The organism is Streptomyces sp. LS-MS-L19, from assembly GCF_058382285.1.
The window spans coordinates 9,162,400-9,187,048 of the sequence record NZ_JBYCLL010000001.1 but is presented as its reverse complement, the minus strand read 5'-3'; the positions used below and the strand labels follow the sequence as shown (position 1 = coordinate 9,187,048).

At 71.2% G+C, this 24,649-nt stretch carries 24 protein-coding genes and 1 riboswitch; of the genes, 11 read left to right on the top strand and 13 right to left on the bottom strand.

Translation table 11 applies throughout. The features are described from left to right. The first annotated feature begins 3 nt into the window (after positions 1-3). Both AC2XR2_RS41020 and AC2XR2_RS41015 read left to right on the top strand, forming a co-directional pair. The gene (locus tag AC2XR2_RS41020) at positions 4-1,344 is read left to right on the top strand and encodes an ABC transporter substrate-binding protein (RefSeq protein ID WP_381298091.1); all 1,341 of its coding nucleotides are present in this window, start codon (positions 4-6) and stop codon (positions 1,342-1,344) included. 26 nt (positions 1,345-1,370) lie between these two features. Further along, positions 1,371-2,570, top strand: a complete 1,200-nt coding sequence (locus tag AC2XR2_RS41015) for a Gfo/Idh/MocA family protein (RefSeq protein WP_449352984.1) — start codon at positions 1,371-1,373, stop codon at positions 2,568-2,570. Between the two features lie 29 nt (positions 2,571-2,599). Here the strand turns inward: AC2XR2_RS41015 and AC2XR2_RS41010 are convergent, their stop codons facing one another. Continuing rightward, complete coding sequence (locus AC2XR2_RS41010; RefSeq protein WP_123765752.1) at positions 2,600-3,298, bottom strand: L,D-transpeptidase family protein; 699 nt, start codon at positions 3,296-3,298, stop codon at positions 2,600-2,602. 188 nt (positions 3,299-3,486) lie between these two features. Between AC2XR2_RS41010 and AC2XR2_RS41005 the strand changes: the two genes are divergently transcribed. Further along, the gene (locus AC2XR2_RS41005) at positions 3,487-4,893 is read left to right on the top strand and encodes a pyridoxal phosphate-dependent decarboxylase family protein (protein WP_491517913.1); all 1,407 of its coding nucleotides are present in this window, start codon (positions 3,487-3,489) and stop codon (positions 4,891-4,893) included. Positions 4,894-4,960: 67 nt separating this feature from the next. Here AC2XR2_RS41005 and AC2XR2_RS41000 read toward each other — a convergent pair whose 3' ends face one another. After that, the gene (locus tag AC2XR2_RS41000) at positions 4,961-5,758 is read right to left on the bottom strand and encodes an SDR family NAD(P)-dependent oxidoreductase (protein ID WP_491517912.1); all 798 of its coding nucleotides are present in this window, start codon (positions 5,756-5,758) and stop codon (positions 4,961-4,963) included. A gap of 49 nt (positions 5,759-5,807) precedes the next feature. On the opposite strand from AC2XR2_RS41000, the gene AC2XR2_RS40995 reads away from it, so the two are divergent. Then, the gene (locus AC2XR2_RS40995) at positions 5,808-6,344 is read left to right on the top strand and encodes a hypothetical protein (RefSeq protein ID WP_381298082.1); all 537 of its coding nucleotides are present in this window, start codon (positions 5,808-5,810) and stop codon (positions 6,342-6,344) included. 1 nt (position 6,345) lies between these two features. Here the strand turns inward: AC2XR2_RS40995 and AC2XR2_RS40990 are convergent, their stop codons facing one another. From AC2XR2_RS40990 to AC2XR2_RS40970, 5 genes are all read right to left on the bottom strand, one after another. Continuing rightward, positions 6,346-7,260 carry an SDR family oxidoreductase gene (locus AC2XR2_RS40990; RefSeq protein ID WP_449351657.1) on the bottom strand — a complete coding sequence of 305 codons (915 nt, stop codon included), beginning with the start codon at positions 7,258-7,260 and terminating at the stop codon, positions 6,346-6,348. An 80-nt stretch (positions 7,261-7,340) separates the two neighbouring features. After that, positions 7,341-7,715, bottom strand: coding sequence for a DUF4180 domain-containing protein (locus AC2XR2_RS40985; protein ID WP_381298078.1), 375 nt, complete (start codon positions 7,713-7,715; stop codon positions 7,341-7,343). Then, complete coding sequence (locus tag AC2XR2_RS40980; RefSeq protein ID WP_030323225.1) at positions 7,705-8,334, bottom strand: MBL fold metallo-hydrolase; 630 nt, start codon at positions 8,332-8,334, stop codon at positions 7,705-7,707. The genes AC2XR2_RS40985 and AC2XR2_RS40980 overlap by 11 nt, the downstream gene beginning before the upstream one ends. After that, complete coding sequence (locus AC2XR2_RS40975; protein WP_491517911.1) at positions 8,334-9,419, bottom strand: S-(hydroxymethyl)mycothiol dehydrogenase; 1,086 nt, start codon at positions 9,417-9,419, stop codon at positions 8,334-8,336. The genes AC2XR2_RS40980 and AC2XR2_RS40975 overlap by 1 nt, the downstream gene beginning before the upstream one ends. 90 nt (positions 9,420-9,509) lie before the next feature. Continuing rightward, the gene (locus AC2XR2_RS40970) at positions 9,510-10,196 is read right to left on the bottom strand and encodes a TetR/AcrR family transcriptional regulator (protein ID WP_491517910.1); all 687 of its coding nucleotides are present in this window, start codon (positions 10,194-10,196) and stop codon (positions 9,510-9,512) included. Positions 10,197-10,249: 53 nt separating this feature from the next. On the opposite strand from AC2XR2_RS40970, the gene AC2XR2_RS40965 reads away from it, so the two are divergent. Together AC2XR2_RS40965 and AC2XR2_RS40960 are read left to right on the top strand one after the other, a co-directional pair. Further along, positions 10,250-11,368, top strand: coding sequence for an FAD-dependent oxidoreductase (locus tag AC2XR2_RS40965; protein ID WP_491517909.1), 1,119 nt, complete (start codon positions 10,250-10,252; stop codon positions 11,366-11,368). Between the two features lie 221 nt (positions 11,369-11,589). Continuing rightward, complete coding sequence (locus AC2XR2_RS40960) at positions 11,590-13,344, top strand: ABC transporter ATP-binding protein (protein ID WP_491517908.1); 1,755 nt, start codon at positions 11,590-11,592, stop codon at positions 13,342-13,344. A gap of 88 nt (positions 13,345-13,432) precedes the next feature. On the opposite strand, the gene AC2XR2_RS40955 is transcribed toward AC2XR2_RS40960, so the two are convergent. Further along, the gene (locus AC2XR2_RS40955; RefSeq protein ID WP_381306867.1) at positions 13,433-13,726 is read right to left on the bottom strand and encodes a hypothetical protein; all 294 of its coding nucleotides are present in this window, start codon (positions 13,724-13,726) and stop codon (positions 13,433-13,435) included. Between the two features lie 176 nt (positions 13,727-13,902). On the opposite strand from AC2XR2_RS40955, the gene AC2XR2_RS40950 reads away from it, so the two are divergent. Beyond that, positions 13,903-14,268: a nuclear transport factor 2 family protein gene (locus AC2XR2_RS40950; protein ID WP_381306856.1), complete on the top strand. Its 366-nt coding sequence runs from the start codon at positions 13,903-13,905 to the stop codon at positions 14,266-14,268. A 24-nt stretch (positions 14,269-14,292) separates the two neighbouring features. On the opposite strand, the gene AC2XR2_RS40945 is transcribed toward AC2XR2_RS40950, so the two are convergent. Beyond that, complete coding sequence (locus tag AC2XR2_RS40945) at positions 14,293-14,880, bottom strand: MarR family winged helix-turn-helix transcriptional regulator (protein ID WP_491517907.1); 588 nt, start codon at positions 14,878-14,880, stop codon at positions 14,293-14,295. Between the two features lie 61 nt (positions 14,881-14,941). Here AC2XR2_RS40945 and AC2XR2_RS40940 point away from each other — a divergent pair, with 61 nt between their 5' ends. The 3 genes from AC2XR2_RS40940 to AC2XR2_RS40930 all read left to right on the top strand — a co-directional run bounded on the left by AC2XR2_RS40940 (position 14,942) and on the right by AC2XR2_RS40930 (position 18,176). Then, entirely contained in the window at positions 14,942-15,844 is a 903-nt protein-coding gene (locus tag AC2XR2_RS40940) for a hypothetical protein (RefSeq protein ID WP_491517906.1), read from the top strand. A 26-nt stretch (positions 15,845-15,870) separates the two neighbouring features. Continuing rightward, positions 15,871-15,953: riboswitch (ZMP/ZTP riboswitch) on the top strand. A 23-nt stretch (positions 15,954-15,976) separates the two neighbouring features. Then, on the top strand, positions 15,977-16,846 hold the full coding sequence (locus AC2XR2_RS40935; protein ID WP_491517905.1) for a bifunctional 5,10-methylenetetrahydrofolate dehydrogenase/5,10-methenyltetrahydrofolate cyclohydrolase: 870 nt from the start codon (positions 15,977-15,979) through the stop codon (positions 16,844-16,846). 100 nt (positions 16,847-16,946) lie between these two features. Further along, positions 16,947-18,176 carry a glycosyltransferase gene (locus AC2XR2_RS40930; RefSeq protein ID WP_491517904.1) on the top strand — a complete coding sequence of 410 codons (1,230 nt, stop codon included), beginning with the start codon at positions 16,947-16,949 and terminating at the stop codon, positions 18,174-18,176. Positions 18,177-18,251: 75 nt separating this feature from the next. Here the strand turns inward: AC2XR2_RS40930 and AC2XR2_RS40925 are convergent, their stop codons facing one another. Further along, positions 18,252-18,908 (bottom strand): TetR/AcrR family transcriptional regulator, encoded by a 657-nt coding sequence (locus AC2XR2_RS40925; protein ID WP_381306846.1) that lies wholly within the window; start codon positions 18,906-18,908, stop codon positions 18,252-18,254. Between the two features lie 184 nt (positions 18,909-19,092). On the opposite strand from AC2XR2_RS40925, the gene AC2XR2_RS40920 reads away from it, so the two are divergent. Continuing rightward, on the top strand, positions 19,093-20,337 hold the full coding sequence (locus tag AC2XR2_RS40920) for a YncE family protein (RefSeq protein ID WP_491517903.1): 1,245 nt from the start codon (positions 19,093-19,095) through the stop codon (positions 20,335-20,337). Here the strand turns inward: AC2XR2_RS40920 and AC2XR2_RS40915 are convergent. From AC2XR2_RS40915 to AC2XR2_RS40905, 3 genes are all read right to left on the bottom strand, one after another. Next, positions 20,301-20,447 (bottom strand): hypothetical protein, encoded by a 147-nt coding sequence (locus AC2XR2_RS40915; RefSeq protein WP_381306842.1) that lies wholly within the window; start codon positions 20,445-20,447, stop codon positions 20,301-20,303. The genes AC2XR2_RS40920 and AC2XR2_RS40915 overlap by 37 nt on opposite strands. Positions 20,448-20,712: 265 nt before the next feature. Next, complete coding sequence (locus AC2XR2_RS40910; RefSeq protein ID WP_491517902.1) at positions 20,713-22,572, bottom strand: glycoside hydrolase family 5 protein; 1,860 nt, start codon at positions 22,570-22,572, stop codon at positions 20,713-20,715. A gap of 53 nt (positions 22,573-22,625) precedes the next feature. Then, positions 22,626-24,542, bottom strand: coding sequence for a GTP-binding protein (locus tag AC2XR2_RS40905; protein WP_491517901.1), 1,917 nt, complete (start codon positions 24,540-24,542; stop codon positions 22,626-22,628). Between the last annotated feature and the right edge of the window lie 107 nt (positions 24,543-24,649).

The window sequence follows — 24,649 nt, the reverse complement described above, 5'->3', positions numbered from 1 at the left end:
GTGATGCGACTTCGTACGCTGACCGCACTGGCCGGTGCGCTGGCCCTGAGTCTGACGGGGTGCGCCGGGAGCGGCTCCGCCGGGTCCTCGTCGGGCACGGTGACGTACTGGCTGTGGGACTCCAACCAGTTGCCCGCCTACCAGGCGTGCGCCAAGGACTTCGCGCGGGAGAACCCCGGACTGCGCGTGAAGATCACCCAGTTGGGCTGGGACGACTACTGGACCAAGCTCACCGCGAGCTTCATCGCGGGCACCGAGCCCGACGTCTTCACCGACCACATCCAGAAGTTCGGCCAGTTCGCCGACCTGAAGGTGCTGGAGCCGCTGGACGGCCTCGGCATCGACCCGGCGGCCTACCAGAAGGGCCTCGCCGACAACTGGATCGGACAGGACGGCCACCGCTACGGCGCCCCCAAGGACTGGGACACGGTCGCCCTCTTCTACAACCAGAAGGCGGCGACCGACGCGGGCCTGACCGCCGCACAGCTCAACGACCTGTCCTGGAACCCGCGGGACGGCGGCACCTTCGAGAAGGCCATCGCCCGCCTCACCGTCGACAGGAACGGCAAGCGGGGGGACGAACCCGGCTTCGACAAGAACCACGTCAAGGTCTACGGCCTCGCCAGCAACGGCGGCGGGGACGGCGACGGCCAGACCCAGTGGAGCAGCTTCGCCGCCTCCGCGGGCTGGACCTACACCGACAAGAAGCGGTGGGGCACGAAGTACCAGTACGACAGCAAGACCTTCAAGTCGGTGATCGACTGGTGGTTCGGGCTGGCGAGGAAGGGCTACATGGCGCCCCTGACCTCCTACAACTCCCAGTCCAGCCCCGGCAACGCCCAGGTCGCGGCGGGCAAGGCGGCGGCGACCTTCGACGGGGCCTGGATGATCTCGACGTACGCCGGCTTCAAGGGCGTGAAGATGGCCACCGCGGTCACCCCCGAGGGACCCACCGGCAAGCGGGCCACGATGATGAACGGCCTCGCCGACTCCGTCACCAAGAACGCCCGCAACAAGGCGGGGGCGCTGAAGTGGGTGAAGTACCTGTCGTCCGACGAGTGCCAGCGGACGGTGGGGAGGTACGGCATCGTGTTCCCGGCCACGCCCGACGGCACGGCGGCCGCCGTCGCCGCGTACAAGGAGAAGGGCATCGACGTCACGGCGTTCACCGAGCCGGTCGCCGACAAGAAGGACTTCGCGACCTTCTCCTATCCGATCACCAACTACGCGGCGGACGTGTACGCGCTCATGCACCCGGAGATGCAGGACATCTACGGCAACGGCAAGTCCGTCAGCAGCCTCGACCAGACGACCGACCAGATCAACCTGATTCTCGACCAGTGAGTCGACCTTCGAAGGGCAAGTCCTCCATGACGTTCTCTCTCGGCATCGTCGGCGCCGGCCAGTTCTCCGGCCAGTTCGCCACGCTGTTCCAGGCCCACCCCGGCGTCGGTGACGTGTACGTCACCGATCTGCTGCCCGAGCGGGCCGAGCAGCTCGCCGCCGCGCAGGGACTCGCCGGCACCTTCCCGTCGTACGAGGCGATGCTGGAGTCGAAGGACGTCGACGCCGTCGCGATCTTCACCCAGCGCTGGACGCACGGGCCGTTGGTCCTCCAGGGGCTGAACGCCGGCAAGCACGTGTACTCCGCGGTCCCCATGGCGATCACCACGGAGGAGATAGCGGCGATCATCGACGCGGTCCGGGCGACGGGGCTGACGTACATGATGGGCGAGACCAGCCAGTACAACCCGGCGACCGTGCACGCCCGCAACCAGATCGCCGAGGGCGCCTTCGGGCGGCTCTTCTACGCCGAGGGCGACTACGTCCACGACATGGACCTCGGGTTCTACGAGGCGTACCAGTACAGCGGCGGCGAGACCTGGAAGGAGACCGCCAGCTATCCCCCGCTGCTGTACCCGACGCACTCGGTGGGCGGGGTGCTCGGCGCCTGGCAGACGCACGCGGTGAGCGTGTCGGCGATCGGGGTGGTCGACGACCGCGGGGACGGTGTGTTCGACAAGGAGGTCAGCCAGTTCGGCAACGACTTCTCCAACGCGACCGCGCTGTTCGAGGTGGCGGGCGGCGGGTCGTTCCGTACGAACGAGTTCCGGCGGGTCGGCTACCCGTCCCACATCCGGGAGTCCCGTTTCCGCTTCTTCGGGACCGAGGCGAGCATGGAGCAGCTGGCCACGGTCGCGCTGTGGCAGGACAAGAAGGGGGTGAAGGACATCAGCGAGCTCCTCGAGCCCAAGCCCACCATGTCTCCTGACGATCCGTCACTCCAGCACATCGCGCCGGAGCTGCGGGCCGCGTTCACCTCGGGCTCGGCGCCGGTGCACGACCGGGCGCGGCTGCCGCGGTCCTTCGACAACCTGCACAACGGGCACGAGGGCAGCCACCACTTCCTGGTGGACGACTTCGTCACCGCCGTGAACACCCGCTCGCTGCCCTCGGTCAACGCCTGGGTGGCGGCCCGCTACACCCTGCCGGGCATCATCGCCCACGACTCGGCACGGCAGGGTGGGGCGCGGCTGGAGATCCCGGACTTCGGGGACGCGCCTCAGTAACCCGGCACTCGGGGCCGGGTGCCTGGTGATCAGGTGCCCGGCTTGCGGCCGTACACGAAGACGTCGTCGCCCTTCTTCAGCAGGGACCAGTACTTCTTGGCGTCCTTGGGGGTCATGTTGGTGCAGCCGTGGGAGCCGGGCGGGTTCCACATGCTGAGGTTCACCGAGTGGAAGGCCTGGCCGCCGTCGAAGAACTGGCTGTAGGGCATCGGCACGTTGTAGATCGACGAGACGTGGTTCTTGTCGCGCCAGTAGATCTTCTTCAGGCCGGTGCGGGTCTCGTAGCCGTCGCGGCCGGTGCGGACCGGGACGGGGCCGTAGACGAGGCGGTCGCCGTCCTGGATCCAGCTCAGCTGGAGGGTGAGGTTCACGCAGGCGATGCGGCCCTTGTTGGTCGGGCACTTGCCGTCCCGGTTGGGGTTATTGCCGACGGCCTTCTGCTTGGTCATCAGGTCCATCACGCCCCAGGTGACGGATCCGGCGTAGCCGATGTTCGGGGTGATGCCGTGCTTGGTCTGGAAGGCCTTGATCGCCTTGCAGTCGGCGGTGGACTGCTTGCCGTCGACCGGGCGGCCGAGGAACTTCTCCACCTTCTTCTGGTACGGGCCCGCCTGTGTGGTGCAGCTCCCCGCCGCCTGCGCGGGCGAGACGCCCAGCGCGATGGTCAGCGGTGCGACGAGTCCGGTGATGCCCAGCGCGACGGCGCCCCGTCTGCGTATGTCCCCCATGGCCTGTTCCCTGTCCCCTCAATACGGAATTGATCAGTACGAATCTGCGATCTCTGCCACCTAGACGTAGCCGCGCACGTGTTCGTTGTACTGCCGGGCGGGCTGCGACGAAACGGTGACATAAATCGGTCCAGTTTGTTCGAGGTGGACCGGGCTCCCGGCGACCTCCCCCACCTACGCTGCCCCGCATGCACCCCGCACTCGCCGGCGATCTGGCCCGGCTTCCCGACCTTCTCCAAGCTGCCCGTGATCTCGCCGCCCGGGAGCTTTCCGGGCTCGACGAGCGGCCTGCCGTACGACTCGACCAGGCGCCCGGTCCCGCGGCCGTGCCGGGTGCGGGGGCCGGGGCCGAGGGTGCGCTCGCGCGGTTCGCCGAGCGGTGGGCGCCCGGGTTCTCCGGGTCGGCCGGTCCCCGTTACCTCGGCTTCGTCACCGGGGGTGCGACGCCCGCCTCGGTGGCCGGGGACTGGCTGACCAGCGCCTACGACCAGAACGCGTCCGGGGCGGTCGGTTCCTGGGCGGCCGCGCTGGAGCGGGAGACGGTGGGCTGGCTCCGGGAGCTGTTCGGGCTGGGCGAGGCGCACAGCGGGGCCTTCGTGACCGGGGCGACCATGTCGAACACGGTGGGTCTCGCCATCGCCCGCGAGTGGCTGGGCGAGCGGCTCGGGGTGTCCGTGTCCCGGGAGGGGGCGGCCACGCTCGGTCCGGTGGAGGTGCTGTCCGGCAGCCCGCACTCCAGCATCACCAAGGCGCTGTCGGTGCTGGGCATCGGCCGGGACCGGCTGCGGCGGGTGCCGGTGCTCCCCGGGAACCGGGAGGCCGTCGACGTGGACGCGCTGGACGCGGCGCTGGCCGGGCTCGGTGGGCGTCCGGCGATCGTGGTGGCGAACGCCGGCACGGTGAACACGGTCGACTTCGACGATCTCCGGGCCGTCGCCGCTCTCAAGGAGCGCCACGACTTCTGGCTGCACGTCGACGCCGCGTTCGGCGCCTTCGCCGCCCTGTCCCCCGCCCACGCCCCTCTCGTCGCCGGACTCGACGCCGCGGACTCGGTCTGCGTCGACCTCCACAAGTGGCTGAACGTCCCCTACGACGCGGCCGTCCAGTTCACCCGCCGCCAGGACCTCCAGATCGCCGTCTTCCACAACGCCTCGCCCTACCTGGGCCTGCCCACCGGCGACCCCGACTTCCTCCACCTCACCCCGGAGAACTCCCGCCGCCTGCGCGCCCTCCCCGCCTGGTTCTCCCTCGTCGCGTACGGCCGTGAGGGCCACGGCGAGATCGTGGAACGCAATGTCGCCCTGGCCCGTGAGCTGGGCGCCCGCATCGAGTCCTCGGACGGCCTGCGTCTCCTGGCCCCGGTCCGCCTCAACGTCGTCTGCTTCACCCTGGACCGGGATCCGACCCAGGAACGGGTCGACGCCCTGTCCCGCGCGGTCGCGGAGTCCGGCGAAACCTTCCTCACACCGACCGTCCACGAAGGCGTCCCCGCCCTGCGAGCAGCCTTCAGCAACTGGCGCACGACCCGGGCCGACGTGGAGCGGGTGGCTGAGGCTCTCGTTGCGGCGCGGGAGGTCCGGCGGTTCCCGGTGTGAGCGTGTCCTGCGACTTCGAGATGCAGATGGAGATGGGCCTTCGGCAGCCGGTGCAGGTTTCGCACGTTCAGGCGCCCCGATCCGGATGGACCGTCGTGTGGAAGCCGGTGTTGACCGCGGTGAGGCCGCCGTCGACGATCAGGGTGGTGCCGGTGATCCAGGCCGCGTCGCGGGAGGCGAGGAAGGCGACGGCGGCGGCGATGTCCTCGGGCGCGCCGACTCTGCCGAGGGGGTACAGGCGTCGCATCTCGGCGAGTTGGTCCTCCCGTCCCTCCCAGGCGGAGGTGTGGACCGTGCCCGGGGCGACCAGGTTGACGCGGACCCCGCGGGCCGCCGCGTGCCCGGCGAGAGTGCGGGTCAGGGAGCCGAGACCGGCCTTCGCCGCGCTGTAGGCGTGGTTGCCGAAGTCCTGGAGGCCGTTGACGGAACCGATGTTGACGATGGCGCCGCGCCCGGAGGCGACCAGGTGCGGGAGCGCGGCACGCGAGCAGCGGTAGGGGCCGCCGAGGGTGATGTCGAGGTCCCCGGCCCACTCGTCGTCCGAGTCGTCCTCGAAGAGCGGGGTCTCCGGGGTGCAGCGGGCGGCGCAGTTGACGAGGACGTCGAGCGAGCCGAACGCGTCGACGGCGTGGGCGACGGCCGCCTCGATCGCACCGCGGTCGGCGATGTCGCACGCCAAGGCCCGTGCTTCCAGGCCCTGTTCACGCAGCCGGGCGGCCGTCTCCGCGACGACGGTCCCGTCCCGGTCGGTCAGCAGGACCCGCGCGCCCTCCTCGGCCAGCCGGCGGGCCGAGGCCGCGCCGATGCCGCGGGCGGCGCCGGTGACGAGAACTCCGTGTCCTTCGAAGCGCTGTGTGTGGGTCATGGGGCGAAGGTAGCCCCTCGGTGATCAACAGGGCAGATACCGTTCGCCCATGTCAGCGTTCTTGCAGCAACTCCCCGCGCTCATAGGTGTCGTCATCGGCGCGCTCGGTTCCTATGCGGCGGTCGTGCGCAGCGACCGCGCCCGCTTCCAGCGGGAGCAGGCGGCTCGTTGGGAGGAGCGGCGGCTGGCCGTGTACTCGGACTATGCGCGCACCCTGAAGAAGACGATCACGCTGGCGTGCCGGGTGGCGTCCCACTTCGGAAACGATCCCCATCCGCATCCGCTCTCCCCGGAGGAGGCCGCCCCGCTTCTGGCGGAGTCCACCCTCGCGCGGGACCCGGACGGGGAGGCGCTGTTGCTGCTCGGGAGTCCCGCGGTGGTGGAGAAGGCGCGGGTGTGGGTCACGGTGGTGCTGGAGATGGAGGGGTTCCTGCGCGCCGGGACCCGCGACCCGGAGGCGTGGCGGGCGCTGCTGGAGCGGCATCGCACCGGCCGTGACGGCTACTACGCCGCCGTACGCGACGATCTGGCGCTGCCACCGGGCCTCGCGGTGCGGTGGCAGCTGCCGCCGGTGCAGCCCTCCTGATCTAGCGGTAGCCCGTCACGTCCGCCGGCTTCCCCGCGTCCTGCACCTCGACCAGGTACCGCCACGCATCGGGGCGGCTGCCGTCGAGGTCGGTGAAGTCGTAGGTCCGAGCGAGCGTGCCGCTGTCGAGGGAGCGGCCGTTCCAGCGGGACACGTCGGGGTCGGCGGCCAGCGCGGCCACGGCGCGGCCCACGTAGCGCGGGGTCTCCGAGATGGCGAAGTGGGGCACCTGGCCGAGGGCGTCGCGCCAGTTCTCCTCCCGTACCCCGAAGATGTCGAGCATCATCTCCGAGCGCAGCCAGCCCGGGGTGAGCGCGACGGCGGTGGCGCCCCGCGGGCCGAGTTCGTGGCCGAGGGCGAAGGCCATGCGCAGGACGGACGTCTTGGCGAGGTCGTAGAAGAAGGAGACGCGGTAGTTCTCGCGGTTGTAGGTGTCGGTCCCGTCGGTCATCTCGACGACCAGGCCGCCGGGCCGGCGCAGCAGCAGGGGCAGGGCGTGGTGGCTGGTGATCGCGTGGGTCTCGACCGCGAGCCTCAGGAGCCTGAGGCCGTTGTCGAGGTCGTGCTCCCACAGCGGGCTCTCCCACGCGAAGAGCTTCTCGCCGCCCCAGATGTCGTTGACGAGGATGTCGAGGCGGTCCTGCTCCTCGGCGATGCGGTCGACGAGGGCGCGGACCTGCGCCGGGTCCAGGTGGTCGGTGGGGACCGCGATGCCCCGGCCGCCGGCCGCCGTGACGAGGTCGGCGGTGTCCTCGATGGTCTCGGGACGGTCGTACTCGGAGCGGTGGTTCCTGGTGCTGCGTCCGGTGACGTAGACGGTGGCGCCCGCCGCTCCGAGTTCCACGGCGATCCCGCGCCCCGCTCCCCGGGTCGCTCCGGCGACCAGTGCGACCTTGTCCCGCAGCGGCTGTGACATGTCCGACCTCCCGTTGTGCCCGATGACTCTTCGAGCATGGCGGGGAAGCCGGACAACCTCTGTCGTGATTTACGGGAGGGTCACCCGGTCGCGCGGAGTTTCTCGTCCAGTGTGTCCAGGTCCGGCAGGAACCAGATGTGGCCGCCCTGGTTCGTCTCGTGGACGAAGTCGCGCAGGGCGGTGCTGTCGTCGGTGTGGCGGGTGACGTCACCGACGACGGCGAGCCGGATCTGGTAGTTCACGAACTTCTGCATCACCGCGCCCGCGACGCCGGACCGCAGCCGGAAGAAGTCCTCGGCGACCCGTGCCACGGGTACGGCGACCACCTGGGCGTCGCGGCCCATCGCGTCGCCGATCAGGTCGAGGGCGGCCCGCTCGCCGTCCAGCGGCGGTCCGTCGGGGGCGCAGTGCAGGACGTTCACGCCGCTCAGGGGGACGACGTCGTCAGTGACCACGCGCGATCCACTCCTGCAGGTGCGGGGCCTCGGCGCCGATCGTGGTCGGGTCTCCGTGGCCGGTGAGGACCTTCGTCTCGGGCGGCAGGGCCAGCAGGCGGTCGCGGATCGAGTCGATGATCGTAGGGAAGTGGGAGAAGGAGCGGCCGGTGGCGCCCGGGCCGCCCTGGAAGAGGGTGTCGCCGGTGAAGACGGTGCCGAGGCCGGGGTCGTAGAGGCAGACCGCGCCGGGCGCGTGGCCGGGGGTGTGCAGCACCTGGAGGTCGGCGCCGGCGGCCTCGATGACCTGGCCGTCGCGCAGATGGGCGTCGGGGTCGCGGTCGGGGTGGGTCTGCTTCCACAGGGGCAGGTCGTCGGGGTGCAGCCAGATCGTGGCGCCGGTGCGCTCGGCGAGGGCGGGCGCGGCGTCGATGTGGTCGTTGTGGGCGTGGGTGCAGACGATCGCGGTCAGCCTGCGGTCCCCCACCGCCTCGAGGATGGCGTCGGCGTCGTGGGCGGCGTCGATGACGATCACCTCGTGGTCGTCGCCGACGATCCAGACGTTGTTGTCGACGTCCCAGGTGCCGCCGTCGAGGCTGAACTGCCCGGAGGTGACGAGGCGTTCGATGCGGGCGGCCATCAGAGCACCACCACCGAGCGCAGGACGTCGCCGTGGTGCATGCGCTCGAACGCCTTCTCCACCTCGTCGAGTTGGATGGTCTCCGTCACGAACGCCTCCAGGTCCAGGCGGCCTTGCAGATGCAGGTCGATCAGCATGGGGAAGTCACGGGAGGGCAGGCAGTCGCCGTACCAGGAGGACTTGAGCGAGCCGCCGCGCCCGAAGACGTCCAGGAGCGGCAGTTCCAGCTTCATCTCGGGGGTGGGCACACCGACGAGGACGACGGTGCCGGCCAGGTCGCGGGCGTAGAAGGCCTGCTGGTACGTCTCCGGGCGGCCGACCGCCTCGATGACGACGTCGGCGCCGAAGCCGCCGGTCAGTTCGCGGATCGCCTCGACGGGGTCGTTCTCGCGGGAGTTGACGGTGTGGGTGGCGCCCATGGTGCGGGCCTTCTCCAGCTTCCGGTCGTCGATGTCCACGGCGATGATCCGTGCCGCGCCCGCGAGGTTCGACCCGGCGATCGCCGCATCGCCCACTCCACCGCAGCCGATGACGGCGACGGTGTCGCCCCGCCCGACGTTCCCGGTGTTGATCGCGGCGCCGATGCCCGCCATGACCCCGCAGCCCAGCAGCCCCGCGACCGCGGCGGAGACCGACGGGTCGACCTTGGTGCACTGTCCGGCGGCCACCAGGGTCTTCTCGGCGAAGGCGCCGATGCCCAGGGCGGGCGACAGCTCGGTGCCGTCGGTGAGGCTCATCTTCTGCTGCGCGTTGTGGGTGTTGAAGCAGTACCAGGGCCGTCCGCGCAGACAGGCGCGGCAATTGCCGCACACGGCACGCCAGTTGAGGATCACGAAATCGCCGGGCGCGACGTCGGTCACCCCCTCGCCGACCGACTCGACGACACCGGCCGCCTCATGGCCGAGCAGGAAGGGGAACTCGTCGTTGATCCCGCCCTGCTTGTAGTGCAGGTCGGTGTGACAGACCCCGCAGGCCTGCACCTGTACGACGGCCTCCCCGGGGCCCGGATCCGGCACCACGATCGTCTCCACCCGCACCGGCTCGTCCTTGCCGGGTGCGATCACTCCGCGTACCTCCTGCGCCATGGCCTGACCCTTTCCGTCGCCCGGTGTACGTCTCTCCGACCCTACGCGTGACTGATCAGTAAGGGCCCGTTTCCGCACCGACCAGGGCGGTCAGGGCTGGGTGAGCTTGGCGGCCACCGCGTCGAGGACCCAGTCGAGGCCGGTGGCGAAGGAGGTCTCGGCGTCCACGTGCGTGCCGTCGTACACGGCCTTGCTCAGCGCCGGGAAGCGGCCCGTGGCCAGCATCTTCGTCACATGCGGGCCGGAGGCGCGCTGCCAGTCGCTCTTGGTCAGGCCGGTGGCACGCTCGGCCCGCAGGTTCGCGATCTCGCGCCGGATCGCGCCGGTGAAGTAGGAACTGACCGTCTCCACGGCGCGCATGACGGTGTCGACGTCGGCGAGCCCGTCGAGGGGGGCCAGGGTGGCCTCGGCCACGGCGAGACCGTTCGGGCCCAGGCTCGGGCGACCGCCGAGCAGGTCGGCCAGCCATTCGTGACGGAGCGCGGCCCTCCTGGTGCGGTGGGCGAGGTCGCTCAGCGCCGCACGCCAGTCGGCGGGCTGCTCCACGGGGAGGATCTCGGCCTGGACCTCGTCCACCATGAGGTCGAACAGCTCCTCCTTGGTGGAGATGAAGCCGTACAGCCGCATCGGGCCGGCGTTCAGCCGCGCGGCGACCTTGCGCAGGGACACCGCCTCCAGCCCGCCCTCGTCGGCGAGCGCCACGGCGGCGGCGACGATCCGCTCCCGGTCGAGCGGCACGGGGCGAGTCGGCGGCTCCGGCCGGTCCCACACAGTCATGGTCACATCGTACTGTTGCGATACGGCGTAGGCTCTCAATACAGTGTATCGACATGAGACATCGTATCGCCGTGGTCGGGAGCGGTCCCGCCGGCCTCACCTTCGCCCGTGTCCTGCACCGCCACGGCCACTCGGTCGCCGTCCTCGAACGCGACCCCTCCCCCGACGCCCGGCCCCCGGGCGGCACGCTGGACCTGCACGAAGGGCTGGGCCAGCTCGCGCTGGACAAGGCGGGGCTGCTGGCGGACTTCCAGAAGCTGTCCCGACCCGAGGGGCAGGCCATGCGCATCCTCGACCCGGACGGGACCGTACTGCGCGACTGGCGGCCCGGTCCGGACGAGCGGGCCAATCCCGAGATCGACCGCAAGCAGCTCCGTGACCTGCTGCTCGGCCCGGTCGAGGTCCAGTGGGGGCGGGGTGTCACGCAGGTGGTGCCGGGGACGCGGGACGGTGTCCTGGTTTCCTTCGCGGACGGCGGCCAGGAGGCGTTCGACCTCGTGGTCGGCGCGGACGGCGCCTGGTCGCGGGTCCGCCCGGCCGTCTCTGCGGTGACGCCGCACTACACCGGCGTCACCACGGTCGAGACCTCCCTCGACGACGTCGACACCCGCCACCCCGAGCTCGCCCCGCTGATCGGCGACGGTTCGACGGCGGCGTACGGAGCGAACCGGAACCTCGTCGCCCAGCGCAACAGCGGCGGCCACGTCAAGGTGTACGCCACGTTCCGCGCGCCGCTGGACTGGCACACGAGCCTGGACCTCGGCGATGCCGAGGCCGTGCGATCACGCCTGCTCGCGCTGTTCGACGGCTGGGCCGCGCCGGTCCTCGACCTCCTCCGCCACGGCAGCGTCTTCGTCCACCGCCCCCTCCACGTCCTGCCGGTGTCCCACACCTGGACCCATGTCCCCGGGGTGACGCTGCTGGGCGACGCCGCCCATCTGATGCCTCCGTTGGGGGCGGGCGCCAACCTGGCGATGCTGGAGGGCGCCGAACTCGCCGAGTCCGTCGCCGCCGACCCCGACGACCTGGACGACACCGTCCGCGCCTTCGAGGAACGGATGTGGGCGCGGGCCGGCAAGTGGGCGAAGATCACCACCGCCGGTCTGGAACGCCTCGTGAGCCCGGACCCCACCGAGGCCCTCGCCCTCTTCGACGAGCTCCAGCCTTCCTGACGCCAGGCACCTTGCGCGGGCAGGCGACAGCGGGTCGCGCTCACTTCGTCCGGAAGTCCCGTGCGGGGCGGCCGAGTTACCTCTCCGTGCGGGGCGGCCGAGTTGCTCCTCGCCGGGGATCCCGCCCGTGGGTGGCTCGTGCCGCGCCGGGAACCCACAGGCACCTCCGCAGACCGCCGACGTAGCCTTGAGGCCTTCACCGCCGAGCCCGAGGGAGCGCCGTGAGCACCACCGAGACCGCCGCCGGCCCGCCCACCTGGCGACTGCTCCTCGGCTACGTACGACCGCACCGCTGGACCCTGCTGGCGGGTGCCGTGCTCTCGCTCCTGACCGGGGTCACCGGTCTCCTGCTGCCCCTGGTGGCAAGGGAGTTGATCGAGGACCTCTCCCACGACCGCACGATCACCGGCGCGTTGCTCGCCATGTCGGGGCTGGTGATCGCCAACGCGGCGATCGGCGGGCTGGGTTCGTACGTGCTGCGGCGCACCGCGGAGTCGGTGGTCCTCGGCGCCCGGCGCGCGCTGTCGTCGTATCTGCTGCGACTGCGCGTCAGCGCCGTGGACCGCACCGAACCCGGCGACCTCATGGCCAGGATCACCTCCGACACCACGCTGCTGCGCGAGGTCACCACCGACTCGCTCGTGGGCCTGGGCACCGGCGGGCTCACGCTGCTGGCGACCGTGGTGATGATGGCCCTGGTCGACCCGGTGCTGCTGGGGGTCACACTGGCGGTGATCCTGGCCGCGGGCACGGTCCTCGGTGTGATCGTGCCGCGCATCAACCGGGCCAGCCGGCAGGCCCAGGACGCGGTCGGCGTGATGGGCGCCTCGCTGGAGCGGATCCTCGGCGCGCTGCGCACGGTGAAGGCGTCCGGCGCCGAGCACCGCGAGGAGCGGACCCTGCACGCGGCCGCCGAGGAGTCCTGGCGGCAGAGCGTGCGGGCCGCCAAGTGGGCCGCGGCCGCGGGCAACACGGCGGGACTCGCGATGCAGATCGCCTTCATCACGGTGCTCGCGGTGGGCGGGGCACGGGTCGCCACCGGGGCGATCGGCGTCGGCACCCTGGTGGCCTTCCTGCTGTACGTCTTCTATCTGATGTCGCCGATCCAGCAGGTCGTCGGGGCCATCACGCAGTACCAGACGGGGTCGGCGGCCCTCGCCCGGATCCAGGAGGCGCTCCGGCTGCCCGCCGAACCGGCCGCGCCCGAGGCGCCGTTGCCCGCCGAGGGGGCGGAACCCGCCGCCGTCGCCTTCTCCGACGTCCGGTTCCGGTACGCCGACGATCTGCCCCATGTCCACCACGGGGTCTCCTTCGATGTGCCCGCCGGAGGGATGACGGCGTTCGTCGGGCCGTCCGGAGCCGGGAAGACGACGGTGTTCTCGCTGATCGAGCGGTTCTACGATCCCGAGTCCGGGGTGGTGACCCTGGACGGGCGGGATGTCGCGGAGTGGGAGCTGCCGCGGCTGCGGTCCGCGATCGGGTACGTGGAGCAGGACGCGCCCGTGCTGTCGGGGTCGCTGCGGGAGAACCTGCTGCTGGGCCATCCCGACGCGGACGAGGACGCGATCGCTCGCGTCCTGAAGACGACCCGGCTGGACGGGCTGGTGGCCCGGCTGCCCGCCGGGCTGGAGACGCTGGTCGGGCACCGGGGGACCAAGCTGTCGGGCGGGGAGCGGCAACGGGTGGCGATCGCGCGGGCGTTGTTGCGCCGGCCGCGGCTGCTGTTGCTGGACGAGGCCACGTCCCAGCTGGACGCGGTGAACGAGGCGGCCCTGCGGGACACGGTGGCCGATGTCGCGCGCACGACGACCGTCCTGGTGGTCGCGCACCGGCTGTCCACGGTCACCATGGCCGACCGGATCGTCGTGATGGACGCCGGACGGGTGCGCGCCGTGGGGACGCATCAGGAACTGGTCGCCGGGGATCCGTTGTACGCGGAGCTGGCCGCGACGCAGTTCCTTGCCACGGCCGGCTGAATCCCGGGTCCGCGGTGAGACGTTCGACCGACGCGTCGAGGGCCGCCCGGTGATCCGGGCGGCCCTCGACGCGTGCGTGCGGGAACGATCACTCGATCGCGGGGACCAGCCCGGTGACGGGGGCGGCGAGGTCGGTGACCTGGTGCAGTTCGTTGAGCCGGTAAAGGTCGTTGGCCTTGTTGAGCTGCTCGGAGACCTTCGGCATCTCGGCCCTGTGCTCCGCGGGGATGTCGCTCACCGCGAGCGAGTCGAGCATGGCGATCGGGCTGAGCGGACTCGCGTCCGGGGCGGCCGCGTCGGCCGCGTTCGCGAGGGGGGCGGCGAGACCGGTGACGCCGACGGCGAGACCGACGGCGGCGACGATACGTCGAGTTGAGATCATGTTGTCAGCAACGCCGACCGGCCGTCCGCGGACACGGCCACCCGGCGCCCCTCACCCGTCAGGCGGAGCGCCCGGACTGCGCTTGCCGTGACCGCCGGGGCGGAGGAGGCTCATAGGAGGAGGCCCCTGCGCGGCCCGTTCCTCGTCGGGCCGCGGCCCTCTCGAAGGAGGTCACCATGGGCACTGCCGCAAACACCGGCTTCACCAGCGAAACCCTGCGCCGTGGCGTCGAGGGGAACTCCGCGGCGAATCTTCTGTCGCTCTACGCGGACGACGCCGAGATACGCATCGTCGACCGCAACACGCAACCCAGCCACCCCAAGGTGGTGCACGGCAAGGACGAGATCGGCGCGATGCTCGACGACGTCTACAGCCGCGACATGACGCACAAACTGGAAGGGTGCGTCATGGAGGGCGATCACGTCGCCTTCAGCGAGTCCTGTCTGTACTCCGACGGCGTCCGCGTCCTGTCGGAGTCGATGCTGACCCTCAAGGACGGCAAGATCACCGAACAGACCATGATCCAGGCCTGGGACGAGTGACGGACGGGGTGCCGAGGGTCCGGATCACGATCCGTCGGACCCGGACCCTCTCGGCACGGGTACGGTCGCTCCGGCCTGTCCCGCTCCTCCGGCCTCTCCGGCCTGTTCGGCCTGTCCCGCCGCGCTGTCCTCGGCGGCCAGGACCATCTTCCGCAGCAGGTCCGCGAGGGTGACCCGCTCCGCCGGGGTCAGCGCCGCGAGCAGGGCGAGTTCGTCCGCTTCCTCCGCGGCGACCTGCTGCTCGAACGCGGCATGCCCGGCGTCGGTGAGCCGGACCCGCACCCTGCGCCGGTCGGCGTCCTCGTGTGTCCGGACGATCAGCCCGGCCTCCTCCAGCGGCGCCAGCCGGGCCGAGAGCGCGCCCCGGGTCAGGCCGAGGTGGTCGGCGAGCAGTGAGGGGTTTCCGGTGTACGGCGGTCCGAGCCGGCGCAGGGTCAGCAGCACCTTGTACTGCCAGTTCCGCAGACCGTCGGAGTCGAGGGTGGCACGGCGGGCCTGGGAGGCGTGCCGGGCCAGGATGGCCAGCCGCGCGAAGATCGCCTCCTTGACCGGGTCCATCCAGTCGAGCTCCCTGGCCCACACCTCGACGTGCCGGTCGACCGAGTCCCGCATTACCCGCCCCCTGCAATGGTTTTCTTGTGGATGGTTTTTCGTCTGACTACTTTCCCCTGCCATGACTGCAAGGACTGCCAGGACTGCCAGGACGAACACCACGAGCACTGCCGTCGAACTCGACGAACTCCTCGCTGCCGCCCGCGAGTTGTCCCTCGCGGGCCGATGGGAGCGGGCGCTGCGCCTCCTGGACTCGGCGAGCTGCGCGACACCTGGGGACCGGGCCCGGCTGGCCTTGGCCGCCGCCGAAGTCGCCCTGCAGAGCGACTGGTTCGGAGGTACGGCCCTCACGGCGGCCCGTGCCGAGCACGCGGAGAAGCAGACGCCGGGCACGGACGGGGGCTCGGGCACAGGCCGGGACCCGGGCTTCGACTGGGACCTCGGTTTCGTACGGCTGCGGCACGACTACCTCCGCCTGCTGCGTGGCGACGGCACCTTCCGGCCCGGCCCCCAGGGCAAGGACCCCGAGGCGCTCACCGGCCTCCGGCGCCGCGCGCTCGCACTGCGCGAGGACGGTCCTGACGAGGTGCGGCGGGGCTGGGCCTCGATGTACCTGGGGCTGATCGCCGACAACCTCTTCGCCGAGCGCACCGCCGCGCCCGCCCACTACGAGGCCGCCCTAAGCGCGGGCGAGACGGGCGGGGACGACCTGCTGGCCCGGGAGGCGTTGCGGCACCTCGGCGACCACGACCACGACGACGGCGATCATGGCCGCGCCCTGGAGCGCTGGGAGCGGGCCACCGCGCTCGGCGCGCGGGCCGGGATGGTCCCCGGGGTGCTCACCCAGCAGCTGCTCCTCGCGGTACTGGCCCGGGACGCGGGCGACGAGGCCGGGGCGACGGCGCTGGCCCGGGAGATCGCCCGCTGGGCCGGGGCGCTCGGCATGGGCTCCGTGCACGCCCAGGCGACCGGCTTCCTCGCCGGGACCGATCCGACGGCCGCGCCCCAGGAGAGCGGGTCCTGACCTCGGCGGACGGTCGGTTAATCTGTTGACCGGACCGTGACTGGCGCTGAGGTGGAGCACCACCGTGGAGCGGTCCGCACACCCGATGCCGTGCGCCTGGGCGATTCCTTCGATCGGCTCAGGAGTGGGAACATGTCGCAGGCACGGCTCATGGACGGCACCGGGCTCGCCCGGCGGATCGTCGAGGAAACCGCCAGGAAGGCGGCCGATCTCACGGCACGCACGGGTCAGGCGCCCTGTCTCGCAACGGTCCTGGTCGGCGAGGACCCGGCCTCCGTCACGTATGTCCGGATGAAGCGGAACCGCTGCCGCACGGCCGGCATCGAGTCGCGGCACGTGGAACTGCCCGAGGCCACCACCACCGAGGAACTGGTCCGCACCCTGCGGGAGTTGTCGGCCGACCCGACCGTGCACGGCATCCTGCTCCAGCATCCGATGGGCCCGCACGTCGACGAACGGGCGGCGTTCGAGGCGATCGCTCCGGAGAAGGACGTCGACGGCGTCACCTTCGCCTCCTTCGCGACGATGAGTTTCGGACTGCCGGGCTTCGTGTCGTGCACGCCCGGCGGGATCATGCGGCTCCTCGACGAGTACGACGTCGACCCGGCCGGCAAGCGGGCCGTGGTCGTGGGCCGCAGCGCCATCCTCGGCAAGCCGGCCGGCATGCTGCTGCTCGCCCGGGACGCCACGGTGACCTACTGCCACTCCCGCACGAGCGACCTGTCGGCTGCCGTGCGCGAGGCGGACATCGTGGTCGCCGCGGTGGGCCGCCCCCGGCTGATCCGGGGCCAGGACATCAAGCCGGGCGCGGTGGTGATCGACGCCGGCTACAACGCGGGGAACGTCGGTGACGTGGACTTCGACTCCGCGGTGGAGCGGGCCTCGCTGATCACCCCGGTGCCGGGCGGGGTCGGTCCGATGACCATCGCCACGCTGCTGGAGCAGACGGTGACGGCGGCCGCCCGGCAGAGCCAATCCCGCTCAGCGTTCGCACGAGGGTGAAGTCAACGGCTGCGGCAGGGTGAACTGGCCGGTATGCACGGGTCGTTCGCACCGGGCTCCGGGGCGCGACGCCATACTGTCCGGCGTGCGGGTAGCGATCATGACAGCGGGTTCCCGGGGCGACGTGGCCCCCTTCACCGGCCTGGGGCACGGTCTGGCGCGGGCGGGGCACGAGGTCACCCTGGTCACCCACAGCCGTTTCGCGCCCCTGGCGGCCCGGGCCGGCCTGGGGTTCCACGCCCTGCCGGTCGATCCGCGGGCGGAGCTGGAGTCCTCGCGGGGACGGGCCCTGCATCGCAGTACGACGGGCGTGGGCAAGCTGGTGCGGGTGGTCGCGATGGCCCGGGCCCTGGCCGTGGAGATGGCCGACGAGTTGGTGACCGCGGCGCGGGCAGGGGACGCACTGCTCCTGTCCGGGTCGGTCGCCCCGCTGGGGCACGCCGTCGCCCAGGGCCTGGGACTGCCCAGCCTGGGTCTCCATCTCCAACCCCTCGCCGCCACCAGGGAGTTCGCGCCGCCCATGCTGGGCATCGGCTCCTGGGGCGCGCTCGGCAACCGGGTCGCCGGGATCGGCCTGAACCTGGCGGTGGAGCAGGTCTTCGCCGCGGCCCTGCCCCCAGTACGCAGCCACCTGGGCCTGCCACCCATGGGTACAGCCGCGGCGCTGCGGGCCAGGGACCGGCAGGGCTGGCCGGTCCTGCACGGATTCAGCCCGCGCGTGGTCGCCCGGCCCCGGGACTGGCGGCGCGGCCTCGAGGTGGCGGGCTACTGGTGGCCGTACGACGGGGACGAACCGCTTCCCGACGAGGTGCGGAAGTTCGTCGACGCGGGTCCGCCGCCGGTCTTCGTGGGGCTGGGCAGCGCGACCGTGCCCGATCCCGCCCGGGTCAGCGCCGAGATCGTGCGGGCGCTGCGCCTGGCCGGGCTGCGCGGTGTGATCCAGCGCGGGTGGGCGGGCCTGGCGGCGACGGGGGACGACATGCTGACGATCGACGAGGTACCGCACTCGGCGCTCTTCCCGCACATGGCCGCGGTGGTCCACCACGCGGGCGCGGGCACCACGGCGGCGGGCCTGCGCGCCGGTGTCCCGGCGGTCCCGGTGCCGATCCAGTTCGACGAGAGCTTCTGGGCGGCGCGGCTGGTGGCGCTGGGCGTGGCCCCGAGCGCACTCCCTCTGAGACGCCTGACCGCCACCACGCTGGCCACGGCACTGACCCGGGCGACGCGGGACGCCGGATGTCGGGCGAGGGCGCAGGCGCTGGGGAAGCACATCCGCGAGGAGGACGGCGTGGCACCGGTAGTGGAGGCGGTGAACGGACTGAGGAGGTGAGCGGAGGTGCCGCCAGGGGCGCGGGGAACTGCGTGACCGGCCACGACAGCGCCGCACCCACCACCCGCACTGATCTCAGACCGCGCCCCACCCCGGCGGCCGCAGAATCCCCAGCAGCTGGCGCACCAGTTCCTCCACGACCTCGTCCAGGGTCGCGTCCACCCACCCCGCGTTCCAGTCGTGCAGCAGGCCGTTCACGCTGCCGATGAACGCCGTCGCCGCGAGCCGGAAGTCACGCGGTGCGGCCTCACCCCGGGCCACCGCCCGTTCCGCCTCGGCGCACACGAGGTCGACCCAGTGCGCCCGACGGGCCAGCCGCTGCTCCTCCAGCCTCGCGCTGACCCCGATGATCTCCACGAACGTGATCCGCACCCGCCGGGGATCGGAGGTCACGTTGGCCGCGTACGCGCGGAAGATGGCCGCCGCCCGCTCGGCCAGCGGCAGCTGGTCCGCATCGGCCACCGCCTCCAGCACGGCCGCCGTCGCCCAGTCGTTGACTTCGAGATGGAGCGCGGCGAGGACGTCCTCGAGGGTGCGGAACTCCTCGTAGAACTGGCGTGTGGACAGGCCCGCGGCCTCGCTGAGGGCGGCGACGGTCGTGGCGCGGTAGCCCGGCGTGTCCCCGAAGAGCTGGAGTGCCGCGTCCAGGAAACGGCGGCGGCGCTCGGCCTGCCGCTCCGCGGCGGTCTTGCCGCCGTAGCGACCGGTCGGGGCCCTGAGCCTGCCCGTCACCGCACCTCCCGTTCGGGCCGGAACGTCCGGCCTCCCGTATGAGCGCCAATTTTGTCGTGTACGCAGTCTTGTGGAGAAGGGCGCCCCTTCCTTACTTTGCAGTAAGTTCACTCTGAAAGCACGCATCTTCAGATTCGCCGCCCTGGCATGCCCACGTCACGAGCCGCCCAGAGGGAGACCCGTCATGCCCGCTATCCGCCCCAGACACCTGTGTGCCATGGCCGCCGCCGTCGTCCTGACCGTCACCGCCCCCGCGACCGCGGCCTCCGCCGCGGACTCCGCCGCCCTGCGCGAGGTGCTGTTCGTGGGCAACAACTGGGACGGCACCGCCGACGTCATCAAGTCGTCCGGCGACCTGGCGAAGATCGGCCGGATCAACGTCATCCCCGACAAGGACGCCCGGATGGCGGAGATCAACGCCGACCCGATCAAGTGGATCTACTTCATGGCGATCCGCAACAGCGTCGGCGAGGGCCACGACCAGTTCGTCGACGACATGTACTCCACCCCGGACGGCAAGTCCGTGGTCGTCTCGCGGCCCAGCTTCGCGGACGTCGTGTCCATCGACCTGGCCACCGGGAACATCAACTGGCGCTTCAAGGTCTCCGGTTACCGCGCGGACCACATGGCGGTGTCCCCCGACGGCACCCGGGTCGCGGTGTCCGCCTCGACCGCGAACACCGTGCACGTGCTGAACATCAACACCGGTCAGCAGCTCGGGTCCTTCGCCACCGGTGACAAGCCGCACGAGAACATCTTCACCAAGGACGGCAAGTACATCTGGAACATGGCGATCGGTGACGTGAACACCGACTCCGACGCCCCGTGGCTGGACTGGACGAAGGGCGACCGGCATATCACGGTGGTGGACGCGACCACGTACAAGCAGGTCAAGACCATCGACATGCGGGACAAGCTGAACGCGATCGGTCTCACGGACTACTCGGACGCGGTCCGGCCGGCGGTGTTCTCGCCCGACGAGTCCAAGCTGTACTTCCAGGTGTCGTTCTTCAACGGCTTCTTCGAGTACGACGTGGCCACGGACAAGATCACCCGCACCAAGACCCTGCCGAAGAACCCGGCGACCAGCGACGACCGCACCACCATGGTCAACGACTCGCGCCACCACGGCATTTCCATGAGCCCGGACGGCAGCAAGCTGTGTGTCGCGGGCACGATGGACGACTACGCGACGGTGGTCAACCGCACCACCCTCCAGGAGGGCCCGCTGGTCCCCGCCTCGAAGCCGTACTGGGCGACCGTCAGCGGTGACGGCAAGAGCTGTGTGATCTCCGAGAGCGGTGCCGACCAGGTCACCGCGATCGACTTCGCGACCGGGCAGAAGACGGCGTCGGTGGCGGTGGGCGACCACCCGCAGCGGGTGCGCCTCGGTCACGTGGCCGCGAACTGGACGAGCCCGGCCTCGTAGGACCCGTCAGCCGACACCGGCACCGAGACCGCGGGCATCCCGGCGTGCAGCCCCACCGCCGGGGTGCCCGCGCGGGCGTTGCCCCGGCGGGGCGGGAACGGGAGGGGCACTGCGGCACTGGCGAAGAGGACGGATGCCGGAGCGGCGTGTGCCCCAGCAGCAGCGGACCGGCCGCCGCGTCCGGCAGCAGCGCGCCGAGGCGCAGTGCGTCGGGGAAGGCGACACACAGCGCGGCCAGCAGGGCGAGCCGGCCGACCGACCCCGTCCCGGCGAAGTCAGCGGCACTGTCGGCCGCCGTAGCGCAGAAGACGCAGCCGGGCCGGGTGCGCCCCGTCATCGAGACGCGCCCGGCCCGCCTTCCACGCGCCGTGGGCGTCAGCCCAGTTTCTGGCTCACCCACGTGGCGAGTTCGGACCTGGCCGCGCTGAGCAGGGACGTGGACGGCGAGGTCGACCCGTTGGTCACCAGCGCGTAGTGCAGGGCGCCGGAGTCCGCGTCGGTGAGCAGGAGCCGGCGGCTGCCCGTGCCGCCCGGTTCGGGAGCGGCACCGATCGGGGTGGACGAGGTGTACGCCGGCGGGCCGTAGACCGTGCCCAGGTCGGAGACGACCGTGGTCGTCGCGGTCGGGAAGGAGGCGGGGAGATGGAGTTCGGTGGGTGCCGAACCGCTGCCCGAGCGCCACACCAGCAGCGAGTACTGGCCGGAGCCGACCAGCGACGCCACGTTCGGCAGGCTGCTGGGCACCGGGTTCCAGGTCAGGGTGGTGGAGCCGTCGCGTGAGCGGTCCTCGTAGGTGAAGGCGACCGTGGAACCGGAGGTGGCGCTCGGGTAGATCCGGTCGAGCAGCCGGGCGTCCTGGCGGAGCACCGCCGTACCGGAGTCGTCGAGCTTCACGGCCGACAGGTCCTCGTCGTTCCAGGCGTCACCCGAGGTCATGACCTTGTCGGGGTTGTCGTTCATCAGCTCGTGGTGGCGGCCGTTGTAGATGTCCCACTGCCATTGGGACCCGGACAGCACCGGCCCCGAACTCGCGGGCGTGGACCACCAGTTGGCGCCCTTCACCCGGGAGTCGAGGGCCTGGTACATGGCCTTGAGGACGGTCGGCGCCTTTCCGGCGGTGGAGCCGTTCAGCGGGTGCCCGAACTCGCTGACCACGGACGTGGTCCCGAGCGCCGTGGCCCGGTCGCGGACCGTGCCGAAGTCGCCCACGTACTGGCCGTCCGAGGCGTTGCCCCACATCAGGATGCCGGAGATGGCCTTCTGGTCGTAGAAGTGGGTGTTGAAGACGTACCGGGAGCCGATCGTGCCCGCGTCCAGCAGCCCGCCCTCCTCCTTGCTGACGTTGCCGTTCCAGAAGAGGTTCGGCTCGACCATGGCGGGCTTGTCCGTCCAGCCGGCCGCGTCCATCCGGGCCCGGAACTTCACGTAGAAGGGCCACAGCACGTCCCGTTCCCAGGTGCGGCTGTTCTGGCCGGAGTCGTACTTGCCCGCGTAGGGCTCGTTGTAGGGGTCGAAGCCGACCACGCCGGCGAACTCCTCGGCACTGAGGTTGGCCTTGATGTACGTCATGGTCTTCTGGGCGGTGGCCAGGAAGTAGTCCTGGAGGCCGTAGTTGTTGTGCCAGAAGTCGTACTGGCCTGCCTTCACCGCCCCGTTCGAGGTGATGTTCTGGCCCCACATGATGCAGATCCCGCAGGACTCGGCGGGGTAGTTGCCGAGCGCCACGGCCCACGCGGGGGCGCCGTCGCCGGTGTACCAGCTGCCCGAGTTGAACAGCCAGCGCGAGTACAGGTCCTGGTGGAAGTCGGGGTAGACGCGGATGCCCGCGTCGAGGAACGCGCGCATCTGCGCGGTGGCTGCCGCCAGGTACGTGGTGTCCACCTGGCCCTTCACCGGTTCCGCGTAGGCCCAGGACAGCAGGAAGCGGACGGAGTTGCCGCCGCCGAGGGCTCTGAGCGCGGTCGCGGACTTGTTGGCGTCGGCGACCGAGGCGAAGGGCAGGCCCTTGTTCTCGGCGAGCTTGGTCTCGCCGGAGACGTTGTAGCCGCGCAGCACGACCTCGCGGCCGTTGCCGTCGACGAAGCGGCCGTTCGCCACGGTGAGGGCGGTGCCGTCGAAGGACAGGGAGTCGGCGATGGTGGCGGCGGAGGCGGACGGGGTGCCCGCGACCGTCAGGAATCCGCAGAGGACAACCAGAACAACGAGCAGACGCGCACGCATATTCGGCATGTCCATAACAGTCCGACTCATCCGGCACACCGTCAACACTTATGACTGATGAGTAAGTTTCAGCTTTTTCGGGTAGGGGTCGCCCGATACGGGACCGGCCCGTGGGTGACCGCCGCGTAGTACCCGAAGGCGCTCTCCATCTCGCCCTCGCCACGGGTCAGTCCGGGCAGCCGCTGCTCCATCTCGTGCAACCGGGCCGCCGGAACCACTCCTTCCACCCCGCAGGCAGCCCCGCGGACCTCGGTCGTCTCCGGTACGGCCCGTAGCGCGGCCAGCACCGGGAGCAGGGCTCCGAGGGTGTCGGCCGGGGCCTCGACACGGAACCGGTGCAGGGGTTCGTGGACCCGGGTGCCGGCCCTGCGCAGCGCCTGGGCGAGGACCAGCGGGGTGACGCCCCGGAAGTCGGCGCCGGTGCTGGACATGCTCTTGTTGAAGCCCTGGTGGGCGTGGCTCTGCCGGGGCGAGTACCCGCAGTGGGTCATGGTGACGGTGCAGTCCGGGACGGGCCAGCCGTACAGGCCCTGCCCCAGGGTCTCGCGCACGGTGTCCTCGACGGCCCTGAAGAACGCGTACGGCATGGCACCCAGCTCCACCTCCAGCCGGAACTCCACTCCGGAGCCCACCGGGGCCGGCTCCACGCGCAGGCCGACAGTGGCGAGGAAGGGGTTGCCGCCCTGCTTGTTGAACTCGACCGCCGAGCCGGTGCCGACCAGCCTCTCGACACACAGCGGGGTGGTCTCGCGGAAGGTGACGTCGAGCTCGAACTCCTCGGCGAGGGTGGCCTGGACGACCTCCTTCTGGACCTCGCCGTAGAGGGAGACGGAGGTCTCCTGGCGGACCTCGTCGTGCCGCAGGTCGATCAGCGGGTCCTGCTCGGCGAGTTGGGTGAGGGCGAGGTGGAGGGACCGGGTGTCGGTGTCCGGGCCCGGCACGACGACCGTTTCGAGGGTGGGCGGTGCGAAGAACCGGCCGTGCGTCTTGCGGGGTTCGCCGAGGGTGTCGCCGATCCGGACGCCGGTCAGCCCCCACAGCTTGGCGATCCGGCCCGCGGGGACCTTGTCCTCACGCCTCTCGGTTCCGCCGTCGAAGACGCCGATCGCGGTGACCAGGCCCTCCGTGCGGGAGTCGCCGAACGGCACCCGGTCGCGCGTGCGGAGGGTGCCGGAGAACATCCGCGTGTACGCGACCTTCTCCCCCGCCGGTCCCCGCTCGACCTTGAACACCGTGCCGGAGACGGGCCCTTCGGGATCTCCGTCCGCGGCGGGCAGCAATTCCCTGATCCCGGTGATCAGTTCCGGCACGCCCGCGCCGGTGACCGCGGACCCGAAGTACACCGGGTGCACGAGGGCCTGCCGGGTCTGTGCCACGAGTGCCCTGCGCAGCAGCCCCACGTCGACCCGCTCCTCCACACAGGCCGCCAGCAGGTCGTCGTCATGGTCCGCGAGGACGTCGTAGGGGCCGATCGCGGGGCGGAATCGGGCCTCGCGGGTGCCGAGTGCGGACACCGGCCCCATGGGCACGATCGCCGGGGTGAGCCGCTCGGCGAGGGACCGCAGGAGGTCCTCGTGGCGCGCTCCCCGTCGGTCGATCTTGTTGACGAACACGAGGGTCGGGATGCGCAGCCGCTGCAGCGTCCGCATCAGCACCCGGGTCTGCGCCTGGACGCCCTCGACGGCCGAGACGACCAGCACCGCTCCGTCGAGCACGCCGAGGACGCGCTCCACCTCGGCGATGAAGTCGGGGTGCCCGGGAGTGTCGATGAGGTTGACGGTGACGTCGTCGACCGCGAAGGAGACGACGGCGGACTTGATGGTGATGCCGCGCCGGCGCTCCAGCGCGAGGGTGTCGGTCTGTGTGCTGCCGGCGTCGACGCTGCCGATCTCGTCGATGACTCCGACCGAGTGCAGCAGCCGCTCGGTCAGGCTGGTCTTACCGGCGTCGACGTGGGCGAGGATCCCGAGGTTGAGCAGGTGCACGAAGCGTCATGTCCTTTGGAGAGAGGGAGATTCCTTCCGGGGTGGACATGGACGCAGTGCGCATGACGGCTCCTGGATCGTGCGACGGCAGAGACCTCTGAAGTGCA

Excerpts from the sequence above, each read along its gene's own strand:
- AC2XR2_RS41020 (WP_381298091.1), top strand. The coding sequence starts at position 4 with ATGCGACTTCGTACGCTGACCGCACTGGCCGGTGCGCTGGCCCTGAGT.
- AC2XR2_RS41015 (WP_449352984.1), top strand. The coding sequence starts at position 1,371 with ATGACGTTCTCTCTCGGCATCGTCGGCGCCGGCCAGTTCTCCGGCCAG.
- AC2XR2_RS41010 (WP_123765752.1), bottom strand. The coding sequence starts at position 3,298 with ATGGGGGACATACGCAGACGGGGCGCCGTCGCGCTGGGCATCACCGGA.
- AC2XR2_RS41005 (WP_491517913.1), top strand. The coding sequence starts at position 3,487 with ATGCACCCCGCACTCGCCGGCGATCTGGCCCGGCTTCCCGACCTTCTC.
- AC2XR2_RS41000 (WP_491517912.1), bottom strand. The coding sequence starts at position 5,758 with ATGACCCACACACAGCGCTTCGAAGGACACGGAGTTCTCGTCACCGGC.
- AC2XR2_RS40995 (WP_381298082.1), top strand. The coding sequence starts at position 5,808 with ATGTCAGCGTTCTTGCAGCAACTCCCCGCGCTCATAGGTGTCGTCATC.
- AC2XR2_RS40990 (WP_449351657.1), bottom strand. The coding sequence starts at position 7,260 with ATGTCACAGCCGCTGCGGGACAAGGTCGCACTGGTCGCCGGAGCGACC.
- AC2XR2_RS40980 (WP_030323225.1), bottom strand. The coding sequence starts at position 8,334 with ATGGCCGCCCGCATCGAACGCCTCGTCACCTCCGGGCAGTTCAGCCTC.
- AC2XR2_RS40975 (WP_491517911.1), bottom strand. The coding sequence starts at position 9,419 with ATGGCGCAGGAGGTACGCGGAGTGATCGCACCCGGCAAGGACGAGCCG.
- AC2XR2_RS40970 (WP_491517910.1), bottom strand. The coding sequence starts at position 10,196 with ATGACTGTGTGGGACCGGCCGGAGCCGCCGACTCGCCCCGTGCCGCTC.
- AC2XR2_RS40965 (WP_491517909.1), top strand. The coding sequence starts at position 10,250 with ATGAGACATCGTATCGCCGTGGTCGGGAGCGGTCCCGCCGGCCTCACC.
- AC2XR2_RS40955 (WP_381306867.1), bottom strand. The coding sequence starts at position 13,726 with ATGATCTCAACTCGACGTATCGTCGCCGCCGTCGGTCTCGCCGTCGGC.
- AC2XR2_RS40950 (WP_381306856.1), top strand. The coding sequence starts at position 13,903 with ATGGGCACTGCCGCAAACACCGGCTTCACCAGCGAAACCCTGCGCCGT.
- AC2XR2_RS40945 (WP_491517907.1), bottom strand. The coding sequence starts at position 14,880 with ATGCGGGACTCGGTCGACCGGCACGTCGAGGTGTGGGCCAGGGAGCTC.
- AC2XR2_RS40940 (WP_491517906.1), top strand. The coding sequence starts at position 14,942 with ATGACTGCAAGGACTGCCAGGACTGCCAGGACGAACACCACGAGCACT.
- AC2XR2_RS40935 (WP_491517905.1), top strand. The coding sequence starts at position 15,977 with ATGTCGCAGGCACGGCTCATGGACGGCACCGGGCTCGCCCGGCGGATC.
- AC2XR2_RS40930 (WP_491517904.1), top strand. The coding sequence starts at position 16,947 with ATGACAGCGGGTTCCCGGGGCGACGTGGCCCCCTTCACCGGCCTGGGG.
- AC2XR2_RS40920 (WP_491517903.1), top strand. The coding sequence starts at position 19,093 with ATGCCCGCTATCCGCCCCAGACACCTGTGTGCCATGGCCGCCGCCGTC.
- AC2XR2_RS40910 (WP_491517902.1), bottom strand. The coding sequence starts at position 22,572 with ATGGACATGCCGAATATGCGTGCGCGTCTGCTCGTTGTTCTGGTTGTC.